The sequence below is a fragment of the Pseudomonas sp. LBUM1674 genome (assembly GCF_059695635.1).
The window spans coordinates 5,806,210-5,827,837 of sequence record NZ_CP166779.1 but is presented as its reverse complement, the minus strand read 5'-3'; the positions used below and the strand labels follow the sequence as shown (position 1 = coordinate 5,827,837).

The window sequence follows — 21,628 nt, the reverse complement described above, 5'->3', positions numbered from 1 at the left end:
GCTCGATAAGTGGAAATGCATCCTGGCGGTTGCGCAGGTCAAGGAAAGGCTTGGCGCAAGCTTCGCGTCACGATGATTGATCTACTGGGGAGCCAATGATTGCCAGGCGGTTGCTCTTTTTTGATGGGGCGTTAATAATGGTCGTGAGCGCGAAACCAGTTGCCTCCAGCGGCAATAACTGGCGTAGGAACCCCGTCGATGGCTGGACATCAGCGTAGGGTGAGACCTCCACACCCCTGCTTGAGGGTGTGTATATGAATATCAAGCAAGATTTTTAAGGGCAGTCCGAAAGAGCTGCCCTTTTTCTTTGGCGGTCAGAAAGCCTCATAACGTTTATGCAGCAGCACCCCGTGACGATGCTTGTTCAGCGACTTGGCGTCGGTTTGCATGAAGTTCCAAAGCATCAGACCGTCCCTGATTGAAACCACCACCAACATTTGCCTTTTGGCCTCATACGCTCCGATGTAGGCCAGGCGGTATGAATCATCGTCATAGGCGACCTTCCAGACTTCCAGCGGTCCACTCAGCGTATCAAGTGCAATCTTGACATAGCGCTCACGTGCATCAGACCGTTTTTCTACGATGTGATAGATGCTGCCCCTATGGATTGTCACCAGTCCCAGGGGGGTAACGACATCAATTGAAATGACGGCAGGATCGATGAATCCCAAGTGGTGCGCCACCAGCTCAATCGCTGTCTCATGATCAGATGCTGCATCAATTTCTTCTATCGCGGCCGAACGCAACTCACGCTCAAGACTACGCAGATCGGGCAATCCATGCTCAACCCACGTAGGTTGATTTTTCTTTTCTCTTATCGGCGGCATTCGAAGCGTCCATAGATGCCCGGCACCCTCCAGACCGTTTTTTACGCCTCAGTGTGCACCACGCTTAATGCGGTGGGTCAATTTGATCCAGCACCCGATTCGCCGTGATCTCCGCCAGCATGATGCTGTTCGATATACCCAACAGGGCATTGCGCGACCCGCCGTCCAGATGATCCACCAGGTGATGAACCATCACGTCGACTGAGGCCAGCGTCTCGACCAGATAAACCACGAGGGTTTCGGTCGTGGCCTTTGGGTCCACTGTGAACAGGGTGTTGGGCGTGCGCGGGGTGGCCTTGATGTCGGCCATCGACGGGAAATGGACATCGAGGGCGCGTTCGGCGGCATCGTTGGGTTTGTTTGAGTCGGCGGATTCGCAGGGGGAAACGGCGTCGGTTTCGGGGGGATTCGGGGTTTGTTTGAACATGGTGAAGCTCCAAGTAGGTAATGGAGCTGCCACTGATCGCCGCGACGCAATCAAAGGTGGCAGCTGTGCGCAGGTTCGCGGACCGAGCCACTTGGAAAACCCGGCATACCCGAAGGTATCCCACGCACAGCCACCATAAGACCAAACGACAAGCATTGAAGGGTTGTCGGTTGGGGCGGGTGATTATGCACCAAGTAAGCTAATTCGGGCCGCGACGCCCGATCGCTGATTTGCAGCGACTTCCAAAGCCTATCCTTCCAACTTCCGACACGACAACCGATAGAGCCTGTCGGAATCCTCCCCAGGACCCGCTAAATCTGTAGGACGTGCGCAAATTTTTCAGGCCGACTCGATCAAAATGTGGGAGCGAGCTTGCTCGCGATAGCGGTGTATCAGTCGACATCATTGTTGAATGTTAGATTGTCATCGCGAGCAAGCTCGCTCCCACAGGGATTTGGGGGTGTGGCGGGGATTGCATCAGACACAAAAAAAGGCGACCCCCTCACGGGAGTCGCCTTTGATTTGACTGCCGCTAAAACTTACTCGGACAGTTTGTACGCAATCACATAGTCACCTTGCTTGGTGCCCAGCGAACCGTGACCGCCGGCTACGACCAGCACGTATTGCTTGCCGTCCTTGCCGGTGTAGGTCATCGGTGTGGTTTGCGCGCCGGCTGGCAGGCGGCCTTCCCACAATTGCTTGCCGTTTTTCACGTCGTAGGCGCGCAGGTACTGGTCAAGGGTGCCGCTGAGGAAGCCCACGCCACCGGCGGTGGTGAAAGTCCCGCCCAGGCTTGGCACGCCCATGCTCAGGGGAATCGGAACCGGCGAGCTGTCGCGCACGGTGCCGTTCTTGTGCATCCAGATGGTTTTGCTGGTGGTCAGGTCGATCGCCGCCACGTAACCCCATGCTGGCGCCTGGCACGGCAGGCCCATTGGTGACAGCAGTGCTTCGAGGACCACGCCGTACGGCGCGCCTTTGTTCGGCTGCACGCCTTCGGTTTCGCTTTTACGCGGGCCTTGGGCGGCGATTTCCGACGCCGGGATCATTTTCGATTTGAACGCCATGTAGCTCGGGTTCACGAAAGCGATCTGACGCACCGGGTCAACCGCGATGCCGCCCCAGTCGAACACGCCGAAGTTGCCTGGATAAACGATCGAGCCTTGCAGCGATGGCGGGGTGAAGGGGCCGTCGTAGCGCATGGATTTGAAGTCGATCCGGCAGATCAGCTGGTCGAACGGGGTGACGCCCCACATGTCGCGTTCTTGCAACGGCGGCGGCATCAGGTTCAGCTCGGACTTCGGCTGGGTCGGCGAGGTGCGGTCACCTTCGACAGCGCCTTGCGGCACCGGTACTTCGTGGATTGGCACGATCGGTTTGCCGGTGCTGCGGTCCAGCACGTAGATGCTGCCTTGCTTGGTGGACGCCAGTACCGCCGGCTTCACGCCATCGGCGGTTTTCAGGTCCATCAGGGTTGGCTGGCCACCGACATCCATGTCCCACAGGTCATGGTGAGTGAACTGCATGTGCCAGCGCACCTGGCCGGTCGCGATATCGAGGGCGGTCAGGCCGGCGGCGTGCAGTTCCGATTCAGGCGTACGATCGCCACCGAACTGATCCGGGGTCTGGTTGCCCATCGGCAGGTAAAGCATGCCGAGTTTTTCGTCGACGGCGAACATGGACCACATGTTAGGCGAGTTGCGGGTATAGACCTCATCTTCGGCAATCGGGGTGGTGTCGTCCGGGTTGCCGCTGTCCCAGTTCCACACCAGCTTGCCGGTGTGCACGTCGAACGCGCGGATCACGCCGCTGGGCTCGTCGGTGGAGACGTTGTCGGTGACGTGGCCGCCAATCACCACCAGATCCTTGGTGACCGCCGGTGGCGAGGTGGAGTAGTAGCCGCCAGCAGTAAAACCGCCGATATTGGCGCGCAGATCGACCTGGCCTTTGTCACCGAAGTCTTCGCACATCTTGCCGGTGTCGGCGTCGAGGGCGATCAGGCGCGTATCGGCGGTAGGCAGGAAGATGCGACGTGGGCAGACGGTGCTGACGGGCGTCGTGCTGGCAGTACCGGTCGGGCTCTGCTCGGAGGCATAGACGGCATCATCGTGATAGGTCACGCCACGGCAGGTCATGTGCGCCCAACCCTTGAAATTCTCCGCGTTCTGCGTGGAGAGCTTCGGATCGAAACGCCAGATTTCCTTGCCGGTGTCCGGGTCCAGGGCGATGACCTGGCTGTGCGGCGTGCACACGTAGAGCATGCCGTTGACTTTCAGCGGAGTGTTTTCGGCGGTGGTTTCACCCGGGTCGTTCGGCCCTGGCAGGTCGCCGGTGCGGTAGGTCCAGGCCGGTACCAGTTTATTCACGTTCTGCGGGGTGATCTGGGCCAGTGGCGAGTAACGATCGCCATGGGCGCTGCGGCCGTAGGAGTTCCAGTCACCGTCCGGCATGGCCGGGGCGGTGTTGGTCATGCCCGGCACGCTGTCGCGGTCCAGTTGGCCTTTGATTTCACCGGGGTTGGTGAACTGGCTGGCCAGCGCGGCAACGCCCGCCAGCACCATGGCCACGCTCAAGGCGCCGGTGCCCATCGGCGCAGCGCCTGTGCGCAACAGCGGACGACGGAACCACGGCAGCAGCATGACGATGCCCAATGCAAACAGCATGGCCAGGCGCGGCACCAGTTGCCACCAGTCGAGGCCGACTTCCCACAGGGCCCACAGGGTGCTGGCGAACAGCACCAGTGCGTACAGGCCCAGCGCAGCGCGGCGCGCGGCAATCAGCAGCAGGCCGGTGAGTGCCAGGCCGATGCCGGCCAACAGGTAATACAGCGAGCCGCCGAGCAGGCTCAGCTTGATCCCCCCGGCCAGCATGGCCAGGCCCATTAGCAGAAGCAGGATACCGAGCAGGCTCGGCAGCAGACGGCTTCGACTCAAAGCACCATCAGTGCTCATAGTGTGGTTCTCCGTGACGTTTTAAGTAGTCCCGCGCAAGTTCACTGTAGATGATGATCCTGTGCGGGCAGGGTTCAGATAAAAATGGTTCGGTTGATGCGGTCCCCTGTAGGAGCTGGCTTGCCAGCGAAAGCGGACTGTCAGTTGACATCTGCGCCGGCTGACACACCGCCTTCGCTGGCAAGCCAGCTCCTACAGGGTGTTGTGGTGTTTGTTAGAACGACGACTGGATCTTGATCCCGCCAATCAGTGCGTCATCGACCTTGTCCACGCCACCGGGGTGGCGGATGTATTGCAGGTTCGGGCGCACGGTCAGCCAGTTCGTGACGTGCACGCCGTAATAGAGTTCGGCGCTGTATTCGGTGTCTTGCGGTGGCAGGAACGACGGGTCGTCGTAATCGGATACCGCGCGAGCCTGGTTGGTCGCCTCGGCGTTCTTGCGATAGGCCGGGTTGACGTGAACCCGAGCGACGGCGAAACCGATATCGTCCCGGGTGCGGGCATCGAACAGGCCTTTGTAGACGACGCCGGCCTGGACATAGTTGTCGATGGCGTTGGTCTTCTTGTCGTGCATCGTGCCGTTGGCAAACACGCTCAAGCCGCGGGAGTTGTCGCTGGCGCGGCTGGTCAGTTGCTGTTGCACACCGAGCCACACGCCGTGTTTGCTTGACGCGCTGCGGTAAGCCTCGCCGCTGAGGGCCGCCGGTTGGCCATTGCTGTCCTTGTAGGCATCGGTAGCGTTGGCGTTGCTGTAGTAGTAACCGGCGCGGTATTCACCCGGCAGGCCATTGAGCTTCGGCGACCACACCAGTTCCACGGGCAGAATCGCGCCCTGGGTGCCACTGCCGCTGAGCTTGAAACCATTATCGCGATCAAGGTTCGACGGGTTTTGCTCGTAAGCGCCGATCTGCGCGTAGAGCTCCGGCGTCAGGTGATATTTGACCCGCATCGCCCACTGGCTGACCGGCCAGTTGTACCAGATGCCCCCGACCCAGTTACCGACCTGCGAGCCGCAGAACGCCAGGTTCTGGAAATCGCAGGGAAAGCTGTTGAAGTCCTCGCCTTCGCCAAAGCGACCGACCTTGATGTCGAGCTTCTGGTCGAAGAATTTCTGCTGATACCACATCTGCGTCAGGCGCCAGGTCTGGCCACGCCCCCAGACTTCCTGGGCCGAGGTGAAACCACCGACCCGTGGGTCATTGATCCGGTCGTTGCTGATGTTGTTGCCGCTGCGCTCGGTGATGGTCAGCTGGAATTCGGCGTCGTCCCAACCGAGGATTTTTTGCAGGTCCAGGTGGGTGCCAAAGCCGAACTGATCGCTGTAGCGGGCGGTGCGATCGTGGTCGTAGCCGCCATGCAGATTGCTGCCCATTTCACCGGTGTAATCGACTTTGAAGTCGTAGCCTTTTGCCGATAGCTCGGTGCGCGTGCCATTCCAGTCGCCGAGCATCCACGGTGAATCGCTGTCGAAAGCCGGAGCAGCCTGAACACAGGTCGCGAGGCTTAAAGCGGCGAAACCGCCCATCATGTTCAGGACTTTTCGGCTGGCAACAGTCGTGTAGACAGCGCTGTCTCGCGAAGATTGAAAATAAGGCATAGGGAAGAAATTCTTGATCTTTTTCTGGGGATGAACGGAAAGCAGCAGAGATGAAGCGGGCGGCGGAAGCGTTTCAGCTTGGCGGGTGTAAGGATAATGTCCTGTTACACATAGAGAAAGGACTTTTACTGACATGGATCCTTTCGAATTTGGTAACAGTCGGCGAATACACAAATCCCATATCCACCGAAGATCCCTGTAGGAGCTGGCTTGTCGGATCGCCGCACCGCAGCGAAAGCGGGGATCAGTCAACAGTTTCGTCGCCTATGAAATTGCCTTCGCTGGCAAGCCAGCTCCTACAGGTTCACCTACATTTAACGAGTAGCGCACAGATCGCTTTCCCCGGAGGAAGCCCTCGGCTAAGGTGCGCGGCTTCCAATTCCTACTCGCTCGAAGGCCTGGCATGACCGAACAGAACAACAACCCGCTGCACGGCGTGACGCTCGAGCAGATCCTCAATGCCCTGGTAGAGCACTACGAATGGTCGGGGCTGGCCGAGCGCATCGATATCCGCTGCTTCAAGAGCGACCCGAGCATTAAATCCAGCCTGACCTTCCTGCGCAAAACCCCGTGGGCGCGGGAGAAGGTCGAACGCTTGTATGTGAAGTTGATGCGCACCAAGCGTCCGGTCTGAACATGGTCAGACCGTCTGCCGCGCGGCGTCGCTTTGTTGCCATGGCTGCCATCCTCGGCTGGACGGGATTGAGCATTCAGCTGTATCTGATTCTTTACTTGCGCTGGAGTATCGAAGCCAGCCTGCTGGGCGGCTTGGTGAGTTTCTTCAGCTATTTCACCGTGCTGACCAACACGCTGGTGGCCACTGTGCTGACGTGTGAGCTGACGTCCCGCGAGTCGGCGGCGCGACGCTGGTTTTTGCAGCCGGGGGTGAGCAGTGGCATTGCGGTGAGTATGGCTGTGGTGGGGTTGGCGTACAGCCTGTTGTTGCGCCATTTATGGCACCCCGAAGGCTGGCAGTTCCTGGCTGATGAGCTGATGCATGATGTGATGCCGCTGCTGTTTCTGGGCTGGTGGTGGTGCTGTGTGCCCAAAGGCACCTTAGGTCTACGGCACATCGCGCTGTGGTTGATCTATCCGCTGGTGTACTTCGCTTATGCGTTGCTGCGTGGGCATCTGCTGGCCGCTTATCCGTATCCGTTCGTTAATGTCGACAAGTTGGGTTATCCACAGGTGTTTATCAATGCGGGTGGGTTGCTGGTGGGGTTTGTGGGGATTGGATTGCTGTTGATCGCGTTGGATCGATGGCCGGCGCGACTTGGCAGGGGGGCGGACCTGTAGCGATGCTGAAATCGCCTTCGCGGGCAAGCCCGCTCCCACAGGGTTATTGGGTGTGCACAGAATCTGTGAACTCCAGTGATAACCTGTGGGAGCGGGCTTGCCCGCGATAGGGCCCTAGAGGCTGTCATTCGTCAGAACTGTCATCCAGCCGCCAATAGCCCACTGCTTTGACGAACTGCTCGTCCAGCCCATGCTCATCCAGCAACACCCGACGAATCTGCCGCGACACTTTGGTCTCGGTCGCCACCCAGGCGTACAGATTGCCGCTGGGCACCTGCTGCTCTTTCACGGTCGTCAGCAGGTTGTTCCTGCCGCCTTCACGCAATACCCAGATCACATCGACCTGCGCCGGGCTTTCGAGCTTTTGCTGTTCGGCGCCGTTCTCCACCTCCACGATCACCAGTGCCCGGCGGTTGGCCGCCAGGCCTTCCAGGCGCCGGGCAATGGCGGGCAGGGCGGTCTCGTCGCCGATCAGCAGGTAGCTGTCGAATATATCCGGCACGATCATCGAACCCCGTGGTCCGCCGATGTGCAGGAACTGGCCGGGTTTTGCCTGTTCGGCCCAGGTCGCGGCCGGGCCGTCACCGTGCAGCACGAAGTCGATGTCCAGCTCCAGCGTGTCGAGGTCATAACGTCGCGGGGTGTAGTCGCGCATGGCTGGCATCGGGCCTTGGTCTTTGCCGGCCCCGAGGACCAGGGTTTCCAGCGTTGCCTGTTCCGCCGCGTTCTGCGGGAACAGCAGTTTGACGTGATCGTCGGTGCCGAGGCTGACGAAGCCTGCCAGCTCAGGGCCGCCCAAGGTAATCCGGCGCATCCTCGGGGTCAGGTCGACCACTCGCAGTACTTGCAGGCGACGACGTTTGATTTCATGCATGACGCGGTGAATGGCTTGGGTATCAACATCGGTCATTCGGCTTTCTCCTGTGCGGCTTGAACGGCGGGGCCGTCGACGATGGCTTTGGCGGTGTTGTTGAGCAGGTCGCGCACTCGCAGGATTTCTTCCGGACTCCAGCGACCATGATGCATTTGCAAGGCATGGCGCAGGTTGTGCACGGCTTCGTGAATTTCGGCCGGCCGATCATGGCCGCGCAATGAGCGCTTGCTGACTTCGATGCGCATGCGCACGCCGTCCAGGGCAATCACTTGCTCACTCAAGGAAACGCGACCGGCGTCGGTCACGCTGTAGCGTTTTTTCCCGCCCTCGGCGTCGCCCTGAATCATTTCGCTTTCTTCCAGAAAGGTCAGGGTCGGATAGATCACGCCGGGGCTGGGGCTGTAGGCGCCGTCGAACATGTTTTCGATCTGGCGGATCAGGTCGTAGCCGTGGCAGGGCTGCTCGGCAATCAGCGCCAGCAGCAGCAATTTCAAATCGCCCGGGGCGAAGACCCGCGGGCCGCGCCCACCACGTTCGCGGCCGGGCCCCGGACGTTTTTCGAAGCCGTCGCGGCCATCGTTATGTTCACGGTGCTGGGAATGATGGTCTCTCATTTTTTGCTTGCTCTCGTCGTGTTTAGATACAACTTAAGATATATCTTAGAGAAAGAGCAAGACGTTTTTTTGCCAGAGGCAGGTCCTTTAGACGAGCGGTGGTTCACTGAAACTGTGTAATTGCGCAGAAAATATCCCCGAATGACGGGTGTTTTTTTGCGAAATCAGGGTTTTTGAATTACTTAAAGCAATTGCTCTAATAATGGTTGAGCTTTTATTCTAAAGTCCTTATAAGTCTAGTATCTATTACGCGAAATCCCTGTATGGTTTTTTTAATAAATCTGTATGTAGTCCGCAACTTACAGTCACTGTTTTACATTCTGATTTTTTGTATCTTTTTCCTTCGAGTTGTAAGGTGGTTTTACTACGCGCTCCTAGGAAGTTGCCTGCTTACTTTCCGGAACGGGAAGGCGAAGATGCACCGGCGTTGGAAGTTCAAACAAAACGACCCATGACAGGGAAGCGACTTTTGAACTTTCAATGAACCGATCCTAATCAAGTAAACAGGTACTGAACGATGTTCAAGAAATTCGCAATCGCTGCCCCATTGGCTCTTCTGGCGCTGGGTTCCACCGGGGCATTTGCCGCGGGCGAAGCCGCTCACTCCATCAGCATCGTCGCCCACGTGCCGACCAACGGTTTCTACGTGGTACCGACCGATCCTGAGCTGGTCAACAAGGACCAGGACATGAGCTTCCAGCCGAGTTCTGGCAAAATGCGTGAGGTTAACGGGTTCTTCGATATCCGTAACAACAATGGTTCGGTTAACGCCAGCCTGGACAGCCCAGCAACATTGATCTCTGGCTCCAATACCGCTGCTCTGAAAGTCACAATCAATAACGTTGAACTGTCGACAACTCCGCAACCGATTGTGGGTGAGGCCGAGTCAGACGTGAATTACCGTGCGCCGATGAACATTGCTTTGGCGGATGCAACGACAATTCCCCCTGCTGGCGATTACACCGGTGTCGTGGCAATGACCTTCGACGCCGTTCCTCCAGTCGCCACTCGTTGATCGAGCGATCAGGTACTAAACGCTGACTGGTCCAGGTCGCGTTACCCGACGGGATAATAAGTATTTGTCCCGTCGGACTTCAACTTGTTCGTAATCAGAGTAAGAGTTCATGTTCCCGATGACACCCATCGCGGCTGCGCTTGCGCTGTTGTTTTGTGCCAGTGCAGTGGCGGCTCCCGTTTCTTCCGCCGGAACGACACCGCGCAGTCTGTTGGCGCAGGCCAAAGGTCTGCCGGCGGATTTCGAGGAGCATTTCTTTGATGTGCCTCTGGCTGTTCGGGTGGAACTCGATCAACAGCCGCTGGGGGAGGCGATGGTAGTGCTGTCTCGTGATGATCGCATCACCCTGCTCGAATTCACCGACACCAGCGACAACCGCTTTGGCCCCGTTGAGCGGGAAAAATGGGCGAGTTATCTCAAGCCAGGCGTGCTGCTGGGCAATTGCTCCGGTTCATGTCCGGATCAGGTGCTGGCCGTGCACTACAACCTGGAAAACTCGCTGGTCTCGATCCTCACCGAAAACGCTGAGCGCGATGTGCAAGCCAAGCGTTATTACGAGCAGCCCGATGGCGGCAGCCGCGGTCTGATGGTGCGTAACCAGCTCAACCTCAATGGTGGCCAGGATCAGGACCTGGGCGGTCGCTTCGGACTTGAAGCGAGCGCGAGCCTGGGTAACTGGAGCCAGACGTTCAACATGCAGCTGGCCCGCCTCGGCGGTCCGGATGACAAGCTTTACCACGCAGTGCATGAGCTCTACACCCAGCGCGAACTGCAAGGCAGTTTTCTGCGCCTGGGCTATTTCACCCCCAATTCCGAAGGGCTGACCCGCCAACCGCGCACGTTTGGCACCAGCCCCGATACCGCCGTCGGCGTCATGTATGGCAGCTCCGACAGCCTGGCGATCAACAGCCCGATGCCCAGCGTCTATCCGATCTATGTCACGGCCAATCGCCAGGGATCGGTGGAGATCTACCGCGACGGTCTGCTGATCAACACCCAGTCGGTGCCCGCCGGCTTGCAGACCCTCGACACCCGTCCGTTGCCGGGCGGGATCTACGAAGTGGAAGTGCGTCTGGTTGAAGATGGCCAGATTACCTCCACCACCCAGGAGCTGGTGTACAAGCCCAACAACTGGCGCAACCTCGACGATCGCTGGCGCTATAACCTGTTTGCCGGAGAAGAAAACAAACTGCTCAGCAACTGGGATCAACAGGCCAACGGCAGTGCCACGGCAGGCGCTTCGGTCAATTACCTGATGCACCCACGGGTGATTCTCGGGCTGTCGGCGCGGCAGATTCGCGAAAAACTGCAATACGGCAGTTCCATCGACTGGACCCTGGCCAACCACATCAGCTTGTACGCCAACGTCTACCAGACACAGGATCATGGCACCGGCCTCGATCTGCAAAGCCTCTATAACTATGGCTCCGGTAGCATCGTGGTCAGCCACAACCGCAGCTGGCTGGATACCACCAACCTCTACGAAACCCTGCCGGACGGTACCCGGATCCGCCAGCGCAATGTATTCGCCGGTGAGACCAGCAACTCATCCCTGGCGCTCAACCATCGGCTCAGCAGCAAGAGTTCGATCAACGCCCGGGTATCCCACAGCGAGGGCAACATCGAAGGCGTCGGCCTTGATCTGGGCTGGAACCAACGCACCGTGCTATTCGGCAGCGATGGCAACTGGCGGCTGTCGCTGTTCGACCGTCCCGGCAGTTTCAGCAGCGGCAATGCGCGCAATCGCGGTGTCGACCTGAGCATCAATCTGGCGCTGGGCGCGCCCGGCCAGCAGATCACCGGCAGCATCGGTTCGCGTACCGCACGGGATGGAAGCCGCGACAACAATGCCTCGATCGGCTGGCGCAAAGACTTGAAGGATCATGTACTGCAAAACGTCTCGGTGACCGCACTGACCGACACCTACGGCGTCGGCGTGTCGAGCCTGGCGAATTTTCGCACCGACGCGATCAATGGCGATGGCTTCATTCAGCGTTCGTCCTACAACGGCAACTACACCGGAGGCCTGAACGTGGACAGCACCCTGGTCGTCGGTGGTGAGCAAATGCTGTTGACCAGCCAGCATGAGGTGCGCGGCGCGGGGCTGATTGTCGATGTGGAATCGGACCTCGATGACATCGCCCTGCGCGCCGACGATTACAGCGGTGGCAGCGCGGCATTGAAGCCGGGACGCAACTTCATCCCGATTACCGCGTATCACAACAGCTCGGTGAGTTTCGACTTCGAAGGCAATCACGTGCCGGCAGCCACCATCGAGCCGGCGCGCACCCGCTATCACCTGAACAAGGGCGGGGTGGAGTACCGCAAGATCCGGGTGATGAAAACCCTGACTGTGCTCGGCCGACTGGTCGATGCGCAAGGACGGCCGCTCAAGGGCCATCACGTGATCAACCACGCCAGCCGCGGGGTGACGGAAGTTGACGGGTTCTTCTCGATGGAAATGAACGCCGGCTCGCCGACGCTGGAAGTGCGCCAGGACAATCAGTTGTTGTGTCAATTCCGCCTGGATGCGAGCCGTCATCGCAGTGAAAACAACGTGTTGATGATCGGAGATCTGCGTTGCACGCCGGACACTCTGGCCGATGCTACACCCACGGATCAAAAGGCGGGTTGATTGTATGAAAAGGTCTGCATGTTTGCTTGGACTGTTGATGGCAGTTGCACTGCCTTCGGCAAAGGCGGTGAATCAAGAGATCAGGGCGTTGTTCACGCCGGACCCTTCCAAGCCAAATAAAAATGAATTCATCAATAAAACAGAGAACAGTGGTTACTGCGCCAGTTACCCGAGCGAGTGCGTCGATAACAATACGTTCAGCATTCAGATTCCGGTTCGTTTCAATTCCAGTCGCGCGATAGCACCCGACGAAGGCGTTCCTTTGAAGGTACCGGCCAACTGGAGACAGCTGACGGTCACCAATATGGAAACCCAGGAAGCGGAACCCGTCGAGGTGCGCATCATTGGTATTGGTTCTACCTACAACTTGAGTGATTCAGCGGCCAGTCTGGCAGGGGTAACAGACAACCTGGAAGGCCACCGGAAACTTTGGACCAATAGCAGTTGGGTCAATGCACCTCCCCCTTGTGGTTACAGCGGGGTAGGGCTGTACGGCACGCACAGTTATCGTTTTTTCTGGAAAGCTCCGGTGGAGGCCGATTGTACCAAGGTGGCCGCTTTCAGAATTCCTTCCATGTCGTTCGACACGCTCGATATTGCCTATGAATTACGCACGCCTAACCCCTTGGGTATGTCGAGCGGGCTGTACACCGGCTCGTTGCCCTACACCCTTGGCCCCGGCGCGGATTTCGACTTGGGCCCTTTGATGCATCCGGACGACAGCAGTCTGGTCCTGGACTTCATCCTCGACGTCCAGCACACCCTGAAAGTGGAGATTCCGCCGGGTGGCAATCGCGTCATATTGGAACCGCAAGGCGGTTGGCAATCCTGGCTGTCACAGGGCCGTAAACCGACACGTTTGTTCCGCGACCAGACGTTCAATTTATCCGCGTCGAGCCGCTTCAAGATGAACCTGCAATGCCAGTACGGCAGTGGTAGCAATTGTGCATTGTGGGAGCCGACCGCCGGCCACGCGGTACAGCTTGAAGTCAGCGTGACGCTGCCCGTTGGACTGGTTGATGCGGCGGGGCAACCGGTGAATCGTCGTCCACTGCGGCGCGACGGTATAGGTACCGAATTGTTCCGGCCTGGCGTTTACGTAAATCGTAAGCCCGGCACCCTGCATTTCGAAGTGGCCCGCGACGCCGTTCAGGAAATGCTCCAGCCGGGCGTCTCCCGACGCTATTCAGGCAATGTCATCGTGATCTGGGATTCCGAAGTCTGACCTTGGGCATGGCCATCTTTTAATTTTTGTGAGGATCTGGGTGATGAAGCGTCTGTTATGGATGTGTGTGTTCTGTGTTTATTCCCTGACGGTTCAGGCCGGGCCGCAGATCAATGTCGGCACTGTGTATGACTATTTGGATGCTGATAAAAGTACTTACCTGAAACGTGTATTCAACAGCGGTGACAGCACGGCCTTTGTAAAGGTCAACGTGTTGGAAATCGTCTACGACACCGACGGTACACCTAAGGAAATCCCGGTCGAGACCGCCGCCGATGGCGCGTCTCGCAACGGCGTGATGGCCAGCCCTGCACGGCTGATCGTGCCGGCCCAGGGCATGCAGGGCACTCGCCTGTTGTACATGGGTGAGCGCGACCGTGAGCGTTACTTCCGCGTGCGTTTCGTGCCGGTGGTGCCGGAAAAGGAAGATGAGTTCGCTGTCTCCAGCGAAGAGCGCGAAGACTACAAAAAAAACCTGTCGGCGGGGGTCAACGTGATGACCGGGTTCGGCACGGTCTTCTTCGTTCGGCCGAAAAACGCCCGTTTTGAGAGCGCCATCAATGAGACCGACAGCCGCTACGAGTTACGCAATAACGGCAACACGGTGCTTATCGTCGATGAATTCAAAAGCTGCTCATTGAGCAATGAGAGTGACTGTGGGGCGACCACCAAACACCACGTCATGGCCGGCAAGTCATTTGGCTTCGACAAGGAAAAGGGGCGCGAATACCGCTTCATCCTGATCGAAGGCGACAGCAAAAAAGTCCTGAAGATCGCCAGCCGCTAGGCCCATCGGGGTGCTTTTTCATGGCTGGAATTCAATCTCGATATCACCGCAGCACCCTGTGAGAGCGGGCTTGCCCGCGAAGGCGGTGTGTCGGTCGACATCAATGGCGCAGGGAATGCCGCCATCGCGGGCAAGCCCGCTCCCACAGAGATTTGTGGCGACGTCAAACCAGCATTCCAAGCACAAAAAGCACCCAATCGAAAGCAGCCAGGCCGGTCTTCCACTGACGCAACGGGTAACAAACATGATCAAGCAATGCGCCGCCGTCGCGCTGACGGCAATGACCGCACTGACGGGCTCTTTGACCTGGGCTGCCCGGGAAGAGCACACCTTCGAGGTATCGGTGGCTATCCCGACGCTTTCGTTTTACGTGATCCCGGCCGAATCGGACTGGATCCACCGGCCACAGCGGATGAACTGGAACCTCTCGAATTCAACCCTGAGCAGCGTGCGCAAGAATTTCGATGTGCGCCATAACACCAGCGCGATTGAAGCACGCCTGGAAGCCGCCCCGTACCTGTCGAATGGCAGGCCGGGCGACGACATTGCGCTGCGGGTCAGTTTCAACGGGGTGGAGTTGAGCCCTGACATTGCACCGCGGCAAGTGGTGTCGGCGGCCGATGCGGCGACGGGCAAGCGAGTGATGCTGGAGATCGCTCCCGTGAAACCGGCCGGGGGTTACCGGGCAGGGGAGTACAGCGGCAACGTACTGCTGTTGTTCAGTGCCAGCGCACCAGGGGAGTAAAGGCGGGGCGCCCAGACGCTGGATTTCAAGACACTGTGCCAGAGATATAAAGACGATGAGTTTGTTCAGCAGGAAATGCATCAAACGGTGGAGTGGCGCGGCGTGCGTCGGATTGCTGTCGGCACTGGTCACTGTTGTGGCGCGGGCTGAAGTGCATAACATTGAGGCCACGTTCCAGCCTGATGCGGCGAATCCGCAAAAAAACCAGTTCAAGAATCAGACGCAGTCGGAGGGGTTTTGTCGTCAGGTGCCAGCGGCATGTGAGCCTTCGGGGTTATTCAGCCTGGTTGCCCGAATTCCATTCACCGCCAATGCGCCGATTTTGGCCTATCATGCTGATCCACGTCAGGGGGGGATGGCGAAAATTCCTTCCGACTGGCGAGACGTGACCGTCACTCACAGCTCGGGCGATACCGAAGTCCTACAATTGAGGATCGCGGGCATTGGTCATGAAACGCTACTTCCCCTGCCGGTGCGCGAGTTGACGGGAGGACAGTGGTGGAACGAATTGTGGGAAGGTGGAGCCTGGAGCTACGCGCCCCCCCCTTGCCAGAGCGTGCAGGGGGCCACAGCTGGCGAGTATGGCTACAACAGTTTCTGGAAAGTCCCCGAAGGCGCCGGGGTGTGCAGCAAGAAACCGAAATTCGACATCCCACTCGCCATGCGTTATCAATTTTTTGTATATGCGTACGAATTGCGCACCCCTGATCCGCTGAAAATGGTTTCGGGGGCTTACACAGGCACTGTGACGTACACCGTCGGCCCGGGGCAGGATTTCGATATGGGCGATGTCATGATCCCGGCCGACCCGCAGCTGACCCTGAATTTTTCCCTGGACGTGACGCACACCCTGAAAGTCGACATTCCCCCGGGCGGCAATCGCGTTGTGCTGGAGCCGCAGGGCGGTTGGCAGCCCTGGTTGACGCAAGGACGTAGACCTACTCGTTTGTTCCGCGATCAGACTTTTAATATATCCGTCTCGAGCCGCTTCAAGATGAGTCTGCAATGCCAATACGCCAGTGGTAACAACTGTGCCTTGTGGGAGCCGACCGCTGGCCATGCGGTGCCGCTCGAAGTCGGCGTCACGCTGCCTGCCGGGTTGACGGATGCGGTGGGGCAGCCAGTGAAACGGCGTCCGTTACTGCGCGATGGCAGTGGCACCGAGCTGTTTCAGCCTGGCTTTTACCTGGACCGCAAACCCGGCACTCTGCATTTTGAGGTAGCGCGTGGGGCGGTTGAGGAAATGCTCAAGCCGGGCTTCTCCCGAAGCTATTCGGGCAATGTCACAGTTATCTGGGATTCGGAATCAGGCTGAACAAAGCTCCGATAGAAAACCAGCCCCGAGTGGATGACACTCGGGGCTGGCCCAGAATTAATCAATAGCGACTACGGCGTGTTGCATTTTTAGATTCCGGCGCTTGCCATCGCCTCACGGGTCAGTTTTCTGGCCAGCTCGTTTCGTTCATAGCTCATCTCCGACAGTTGCTGTTCATAAAACTGCTCGGTCATTTCTTCTCCGGTAAACACTTCACTCTCCGTGACCTGCAGCTGCCTGGCCAGTTGTTCAAGCGTTCTATGGCGCGAGGCCAGTTCCTTCGTGTCCTTGGCGTTGGCATAGTCGTTTTGGGCTATGCGCAAATCTTCGAGCAGCGCTTGTTTCGATGTGAAAAGGCGATCATTGGAGTTGAACTCCGCCGGATGAGTGGCTCGCAAATGTTTATCCCAAAACGGATTTTCGAATGGATCAATCATTTGGTTGACCAATCCGTCACCTTCTTCACGTTCGATGACCGTCCTATAGGCGGTGTCGATCATTTTGTTGTCGACGCGGGACGTTAGCCGATACCGCATGGTTTCAGACTGCCACGGTAAATCCAGACGCTTGGCCAATCCCGTCTCGAACGCTAAATGCACTTCCACCTCATCCGGCGCGTGGTAATCCGGTACGCGCGGTACGCGCTTGCTCTTCTCGAGCTGAGAGCCGATCTCGACTCTGGCAATCTCGCCGACCTGTTCCAGACGAGCAGCACTCTTGGCCAATTTGACAAGGTTGTTTTCTAAATCCAGTGCAGACGTCGACTCCGTGCGAGCCTTCGACACCAGCACTTTTACTCCCATGTTGTTGAACAATTGTGATCCGGCATCAGCGCAAGTTTCAGGGTGACGGGCCTGTTTAAACAGTTCCTCGCGCAGGTCGGAGTCCAGGGCGGCGGCATCGATCATCTGCCAGACCCGCCTGGTCAGCTGTGTTCGCGACTCAGGATCCTCGTAGTCTTTACTCTCTCTTTGTTTGCGGATAACTCTGAAAAAATCCTCGGCGCCGGGTTCCGACGCCAAATCGTCCCAGGACTCAGCCCGATACGTTCCGACCCCAGTGGAGAAACTGAAAATTTCCGAGTCGTCCGGTAACGACCTCCAGTGGACTATTTCATCGGTCGCTGCCTGTTCGTAGGCTTGTTCGGGAGCAAGGCCTACCGACTCGCGGTAGGTTCCCAACCGGACTCGATCGACATCGTAAAGCTTCTTTGTATCCAGACGCGTGCGAGCCACGATCAACGCGTGATCGGAGCCAGGCACGACCTCGGGTATGGTTTTGACCGGACTGCCCCGCAGGTCCAGATGAAAACCACGCGGGCGAGATTTCGCGGTAACCCCGTCCTTGAAAAGGCGCGCCGGCCAAGCGTCGAGATCGGTCGTTCTCAGACTCAGCACTTTCAGTCTGGGCATACGACCGACATCCAGCGGTTGTATCAATGGATTTGCGTCCAGCCTTAGCGTCTCCAGGTGAGTGAGGTCTCTCAACTGGCCGGCGGACTCCGGGGTTAATCTGATGCTGTTGTTGGACAGGCGCAAGGTTTCGAGCAGATGCATCTTGCCGATACTGGACGGTAGTTCGGCCAGGTTGCTGTAGCGGGCGCTCAAATGACGAATGTGGGGGAAGTCACTCAACAGGCCCTGGGGGCCAGGAGAAAAACGCGCGTTGTCCACGTTCAGCACGGTCACTTGGTCGAGGTATTTTTTTATATTGGGTTGCTCACGCAGATCCTTCCACCAGCGATCGAGATTCGGACCAAACAAGTCGTTGGACAAATCCAGCGTATAGCCGCCTTCCGGATGGACACTGCGTTCGCCGAATGCCTCGCTTTTGCGTTCGAAACATTCAAGGAGCCGTTCAGAAATGTGACTGCCACCGCGGTTGAAGTCTTGCAGGCCCTTGCTAGGGTCAAGCACATCATGGCTATCGAGCATGGGGAGTTGTTCGTCACGCCATCTTTGTAATGTATTGCGCAACGCCTTGAGTTCATCACTGAGCCGGTCAATGGCCTGGTCGGGATCACCCTTGGCGCGCAACGCTTCAACGAAAGTTTTTGCTTGCTGTTCGCTCAATTCCGGGTACAGGTTCTGGACCCTCTCTTGCGGGGTCTTTGCCTTGGAATTCCAGGGCCACCCACGCACCAGACTCTCGGTTTCGATACCGGCAACCGGGCGAATCGGCGGTTCTGCCATCACGGTTCGGCGTTCGGCAGCAGGGGCACATTTTTCCATGATCCACAATTTCAACAGCCGGCCCTGACCGCGTTGGTAGCCCACGGCCGCACGTTTGTCGTCTGGCAGGGCGCGCAGAATCGATTCGTAGAAGTCGCCGGCTTCGTGAAGCTTCTTGTTGGTTGCGTCGAGCACCTCGTATTGGCCATGCTCATCCCTGATCAGCCGCCGAACCGTTGCAGCGTCATCCGGGCCGACGCTGCAACGCAACGTGCCGTCATAAGTGCCGTCACGCACCTCAATGCGCAAGTCGCCAAAGCTGTCGGTATTGAATTTGAGCGTGTTCAGCGCCAGCCGCTCGGTATCCGGTACCACCAGCTCATCTCGATAAAAGCCGTCGTAGGCTCGAGCGCTGGAGGCTTCAAAATTGAATTCACGTGCCTGGGTTTTCACCCGTAGCGGCAAGCGATTTTCATCAGTCATTCTCTGCCGCTCGGCTGCCTTGGCCTGAGTCAGGATTGTTTCCGTGAGGGTGAGCGGAATGTCCGGAAACGTTTGCCTCAGCAATCGCACATCAGCCTCGTTCGACCTTTCCCCTGCCTGGTACACATATCTGGATATCTCGCCTTTGCGTGCGTCGACGGCGTCCGCCAAGTGATCACGTAATGCCTGGGTGCGTTCGGCACTCGGTACATCGCTACCGAGCAGGGTCTTGAGCTCGGACTCATTCAGAAAGCCCACGACGCGATCGGGCAGCTTGCCGGATGTGAGATCGGCGAGACTGATGCTCAAGGTATTGCCGTCCGTTGCATCGGTGTTGCCATAGGTGCGCGAATTGCCCGTCAAGTCGGCGCTTTCAAATACCTTCAGCGCCCGCTCGGGAGGCCATCCCGGTAGCCCGGTCATCATCGGCTCAAACCAGACCGACGAAGGATCGATCGGGCGTCCGCCACGGATGTTCGCACTCTCTTTCCGGATCTCGTCATACGCACTGAAGCGCTTGATGGTATCGGCCAGCACCGGCGCAGGCGCGGCATTGTCGACATGCATCCGGCGCAGGGCATTGTCCTCAGTGCCGCTGCTGATGCGGATCTGCTCCAGCTCTGCGGGAGAAAAGCGATCGACGTTGTGGCCGAGACGGCGCATCAATGTTTCACCTTCCCAGTCTCCCGGGTTCTCCGCCTCGTGCACCCAGGCGCCGTGACCGTTGTGTTCCATTTTGGGCGAGTAGGCAGTCGGACGAGTGGGGTGCTTGATGCGGTGCGTGCTGGAGGTCGGCTCTGTCGAGGCTTTCTCGACGACGTAGAACTTGTCTTCCAGCGGCAGGATGTCTTGATTGGCGATTCGATGCAGGCCGTGTTCGTTGGGTTTCGAATCCGCGGGCAAGGTGAGATTCTTTTGTTCGTAAGGTGCAAGATCGGGATGCCACAGCGTTTGTTTGCCATCGGGTAGCTTGACGGGTTTCATGCCTTCGACCAGCGGCGACAGTTTGAGCTTGAACGCGCTGCCTATTTCAGCAGCCGCCCCGAAAGCCGCCAGTTGAATGACATCCGTCACCACGCTGATCACATGTTCGGCCGCTTCAAGACCGAGACCTTCGGCCAGATCGACAATCCCTTCAATCACGTCGCTGGTCAGTTGGTAAGCGGTATAGGCCATCATCAGTTCGCCCAATCCCGGAACGAACGGTGTGGCGACCAGCAGGGCGACATTGAAAATGTCCGATACGATCTTCTTGAAATTGTCCCACCAGGCCCAGCGCGCCTTGCTGTCCGTGTCGGCGGTGGACACGGCGATTTCCCGTGCGTCGTTGAGGATCTTGTTGAGTTTTTGCCGGTAGGTGTGTGCCCAGTAATTTGCGGAGAAGTTCAGGGGCTGGAATTGTAAGTGGGGGGACGATATGGGCTCTTCGCGCCACGTTGGACGTTGATCCGTCGGATCCTCCTTGTCGTGCCATTTCAAGGTGCTGAGGCGTTGATCAAGATCAGCGAAAAAGTGCCCGCGTTGCTGCTGATCGACGAATTGGCTGAAGAATTGTTGGTAACTTTGCTTTGATGATTCGCCGGTTTTGTTTTCGCGCAATTGGCGCGCCAGTTCAGTCATGAACTGGTCGGTTGATTCGTACTCCTTCAGCGGGTGATCCGGGTCTTGCGGGACGTACGCAATGAGACGGCGAATGCCGTTGCTGTCGAGCTCGGCGGGGTACAGCAGCATAATTCCGGTCAGGTGCGTCCCCATCATCGACAGGTCGCGGCACTTCATTGGTCTGCCATTGAGCCGCAGTTGCGGTTCGTCCCTGGCCAGATCCAGTATCAGCTTGTAGGCGTCGTACTGGATATGCCCGGTCATCAACGCCAGTTGCGCGGCGACGGTGAGTGCATCTTTCTGGCTTTCGGTCACCTTAAGCTTGATGAAGGCTTCGGCAACCGGTTCGCCGGGAAGCAGATAGCTTTCGAGGTGTGTTTTGTAAAGCGCACCGATATCCAGTTCCCGGCAAAGTGCCTGGAACTGGCTGATGGTCATTTTGTGTTGGAGCGCAATGACATCGAAGTGCCCGCGATTGTCGGGTTGGGTGATGAATTGCGAGTCGGCACGAACCGTTTCGTTCTTGGCGAAGTTGTGCAGCGCCGCATCCAGCAGGGAGACGGTTCGGGTAGTGACACCGCCCAACACGTTAACCGGCGTATACCAGGGCAAATCCTTGGGCAGGTATAGGTGCAGGTAAGTCGTGCTGACGTCATGCTCGATTCCGTAGCGTTCCTTGAGCTTCGCCTGGAGCAGGGGCTTGGCAAACGAATGCACGTCCTGTAGCTGTTTGAACAGTTGATCCACCTGGTTCTGCGAGCCCCAGGCCTTGAGGTTGGCGGCTTTGAGCTTGGCATGATGGGAGGCGGGCACCGTTGTGTACCACGGCTGCATGTTCAATGGAGTGGCCGCCAGGGCCAGGCCCCTGCTGAGGGTAGCGGTTTTGAAGGTGTCGCTGATGGTGTTCTTGATGAAGTCGTAGTGCCGACCTTTATCGGTGTTTTGGGCAGGCGTGGTGGAGTCGGTCATGGCAATCATCCTTGATTGTTTTAAGGAGTGATCAGCCTATCTGTCGGGGCTCAAAAAAAAAGTCTGAATAACTGCGTCCAACCGGCGCTTTTAGC

Annotated in this window: 15 protein-coding genes; 8 read left to right on the top strand and 7 right to left on the bottom strand. The window is 57.9% G+C overall.

What is annotated here, in order from left to right:
- Positions 1-314 precede the first annotated feature (314 nt).
- The 4 genes from ACA067_RS26725 to ACA067_RS26710 form a co-directional block, all read right to left on the bottom strand.
- Positions 315-827 carry a PBECR2 nuclease fold domain-containing protein gene (locus ACA067_RS26725; protein ID WP_497459239.1) on the bottom strand — a complete coding sequence of 171 codons (513 nt, stop codon included), beginning with the start codon at positions 825-827 and terminating at the stop codon, positions 315-317.
- 64 nt (positions 828-891) lie between these two features.
- On the bottom strand, positions 892-1,254 hold the full coding sequence (locus ACA067_RS26720; protein WP_497459238.1) for a DUF6124 family protein: 363 nt from the start codon (positions 1,252-1,254) through the stop codon (positions 892-894).
- Between the two features lie 539 nt (positions 1,255-1,793).
- A complete protein-coding gene (locus tag ACA067_RS26715) occupies positions 1,794-4,205 on the bottom strand; it encodes a glucose/quinate/shikimate family membrane-bound PQQ-dependent dehydrogenase (RefSeq protein WP_497459237.1) in 2,412 nt (803 codons plus the stop codon).
- Positions 4,206-4,419: 214 nt separating this feature from the next.
- Positions 4,420-5,802 carry a carbohydrate porin gene (locus ACA067_RS26710; RefSeq protein ID WP_497459236.1) on the bottom strand — a complete coding sequence of 461 codons (1,383 nt, stop codon included), beginning with the start codon at positions 5,800-5,802 and terminating at the stop codon, positions 4,420-4,422.
- Between the two features lie 403 nt (positions 5,803-6,205).
- Between ACA067_RS26710 and ACA067_RS26705 the strand changes: the two genes are divergently transcribed.
- Positions 6,206-6,436, top strand: a complete 231-nt coding sequence (locus tag ACA067_RS26705; protein WP_007944895.1) for a VF530 family protein — start codon at positions 6,206-6,208, stop codon at positions 6,434-6,436.
- Positions 6,437-6,438: 2 nt separating this feature from the next.
- Positions 6,439-7,098: a Pr6Pr family membrane protein gene (locus ACA067_RS26700; RefSeq protein WP_497459235.1), complete on the top strand. Its 660-nt coding sequence runs from the start codon at positions 6,439-6,441 to the stop codon at positions 7,096-7,098.
- A 124-nt stretch (positions 7,099-7,222) separates the two neighbouring features.
- Here the strand turns inward: ACA067_RS26700 and ACA067_RS26695 are convergent, their stop codons facing one another.
- Complete coding sequence (locus ACA067_RS26695) at positions 7,223-8,008, bottom strand: siderophore-interacting protein (protein WP_497459234.1); 786 nt, start codon at positions 8,006-8,008, stop codon at positions 7,223-7,225.
- Positions 8,005-8,586, bottom strand: a complete 582-nt coding sequence (locus tag ACA067_RS26690; RefSeq protein ID WP_497459233.1) for a PadR family transcriptional regulator — start codon at positions 8,584-8,586, stop codon at positions 8,005-8,007. The genes ACA067_RS26695 and ACA067_RS26690 overlap by 4 nt, the downstream gene beginning before the upstream one ends.
- A gap of 517 nt (positions 8,587-9,103) precedes the next feature.
- Between ACA067_RS26690 and ACA067_RS26685 the strand changes: the two genes are divergently transcribed.
- The 6 genes from ACA067_RS26685 (at position 9,104) to ACA067_RS26660 (ending at position 16,308) form a co-directional block, all read left to right on the top strand.
- A complete protein-coding gene (locus tag ACA067_RS26685) occupies positions 9,104-9,601 on the top strand; it encodes a CS1 type fimbrial major subunit (protein WP_497459232.1) in 498 nt (165 codons plus the stop codon).
- A 109-nt stretch (positions 9,602-9,710) separates the two neighbouring features.
- The gene (locus ACA067_RS26680) at positions 9,711-12,236 is read left to right on the top strand and encodes a CS1-pili formation C-terminal domain-containing protein (protein WP_497459231.1); all 2,526 of its coding nucleotides are present in this window, start codon (positions 9,711-9,713) and stop codon (positions 12,234-12,236) included.
- 4 nt (positions 12,237-12,240) lie between these two features.
- A complete protein-coding gene (locus ACA067_RS26675) occupies positions 12,241-13,461 on the top strand; it encodes a hypothetical protein (RefSeq protein WP_497459230.1) in 1,221 nt (406 codons plus the stop codon).
- Between the two features lie 43 nt (positions 13,462-13,504).
- Entirely contained in the window at positions 13,505-14,248 is a 744-nt protein-coding gene (locus ACA067_RS26670) for a molecular chaperone (protein WP_497459229.1), read from the top strand.
- A gap of 244 nt (positions 14,249-14,492) precedes the next feature.
- Entirely contained in the window at positions 14,493-14,993 is a 501-nt protein-coding gene (locus ACA067_RS26665; RefSeq protein ID WP_497459228.1) for a CS1 type fimbrial major subunit, read from the top strand.
- Positions 14,994-15,048: 55 nt separating this feature from the next.
- Positions 15,049-16,308, top strand: a complete 1,260-nt coding sequence (locus ACA067_RS26660; protein ID WP_497459227.1) for a hypothetical protein — start codon at positions 15,049-15,051, stop codon at positions 16,306-16,308.
- An 89-nt stretch (positions 16,309-16,397) separates the two neighbouring features.
- Here ACA067_RS26660 and ACA067_RS26655 read toward each other — a convergent pair whose 3' ends face one another.
- On the bottom strand, positions 16,398-21,533 hold the full coding sequence (locus ACA067_RS26655; RefSeq protein ID WP_497459226.1) for an NEL-type E3 ubiquitin ligase domain-containing protein: 5,136 nt from the start codon (positions 21,531-21,533) through the stop codon (positions 16,398-16,400).
- Positions 21,534-21,628: the final 95 nt, after the last annotated feature.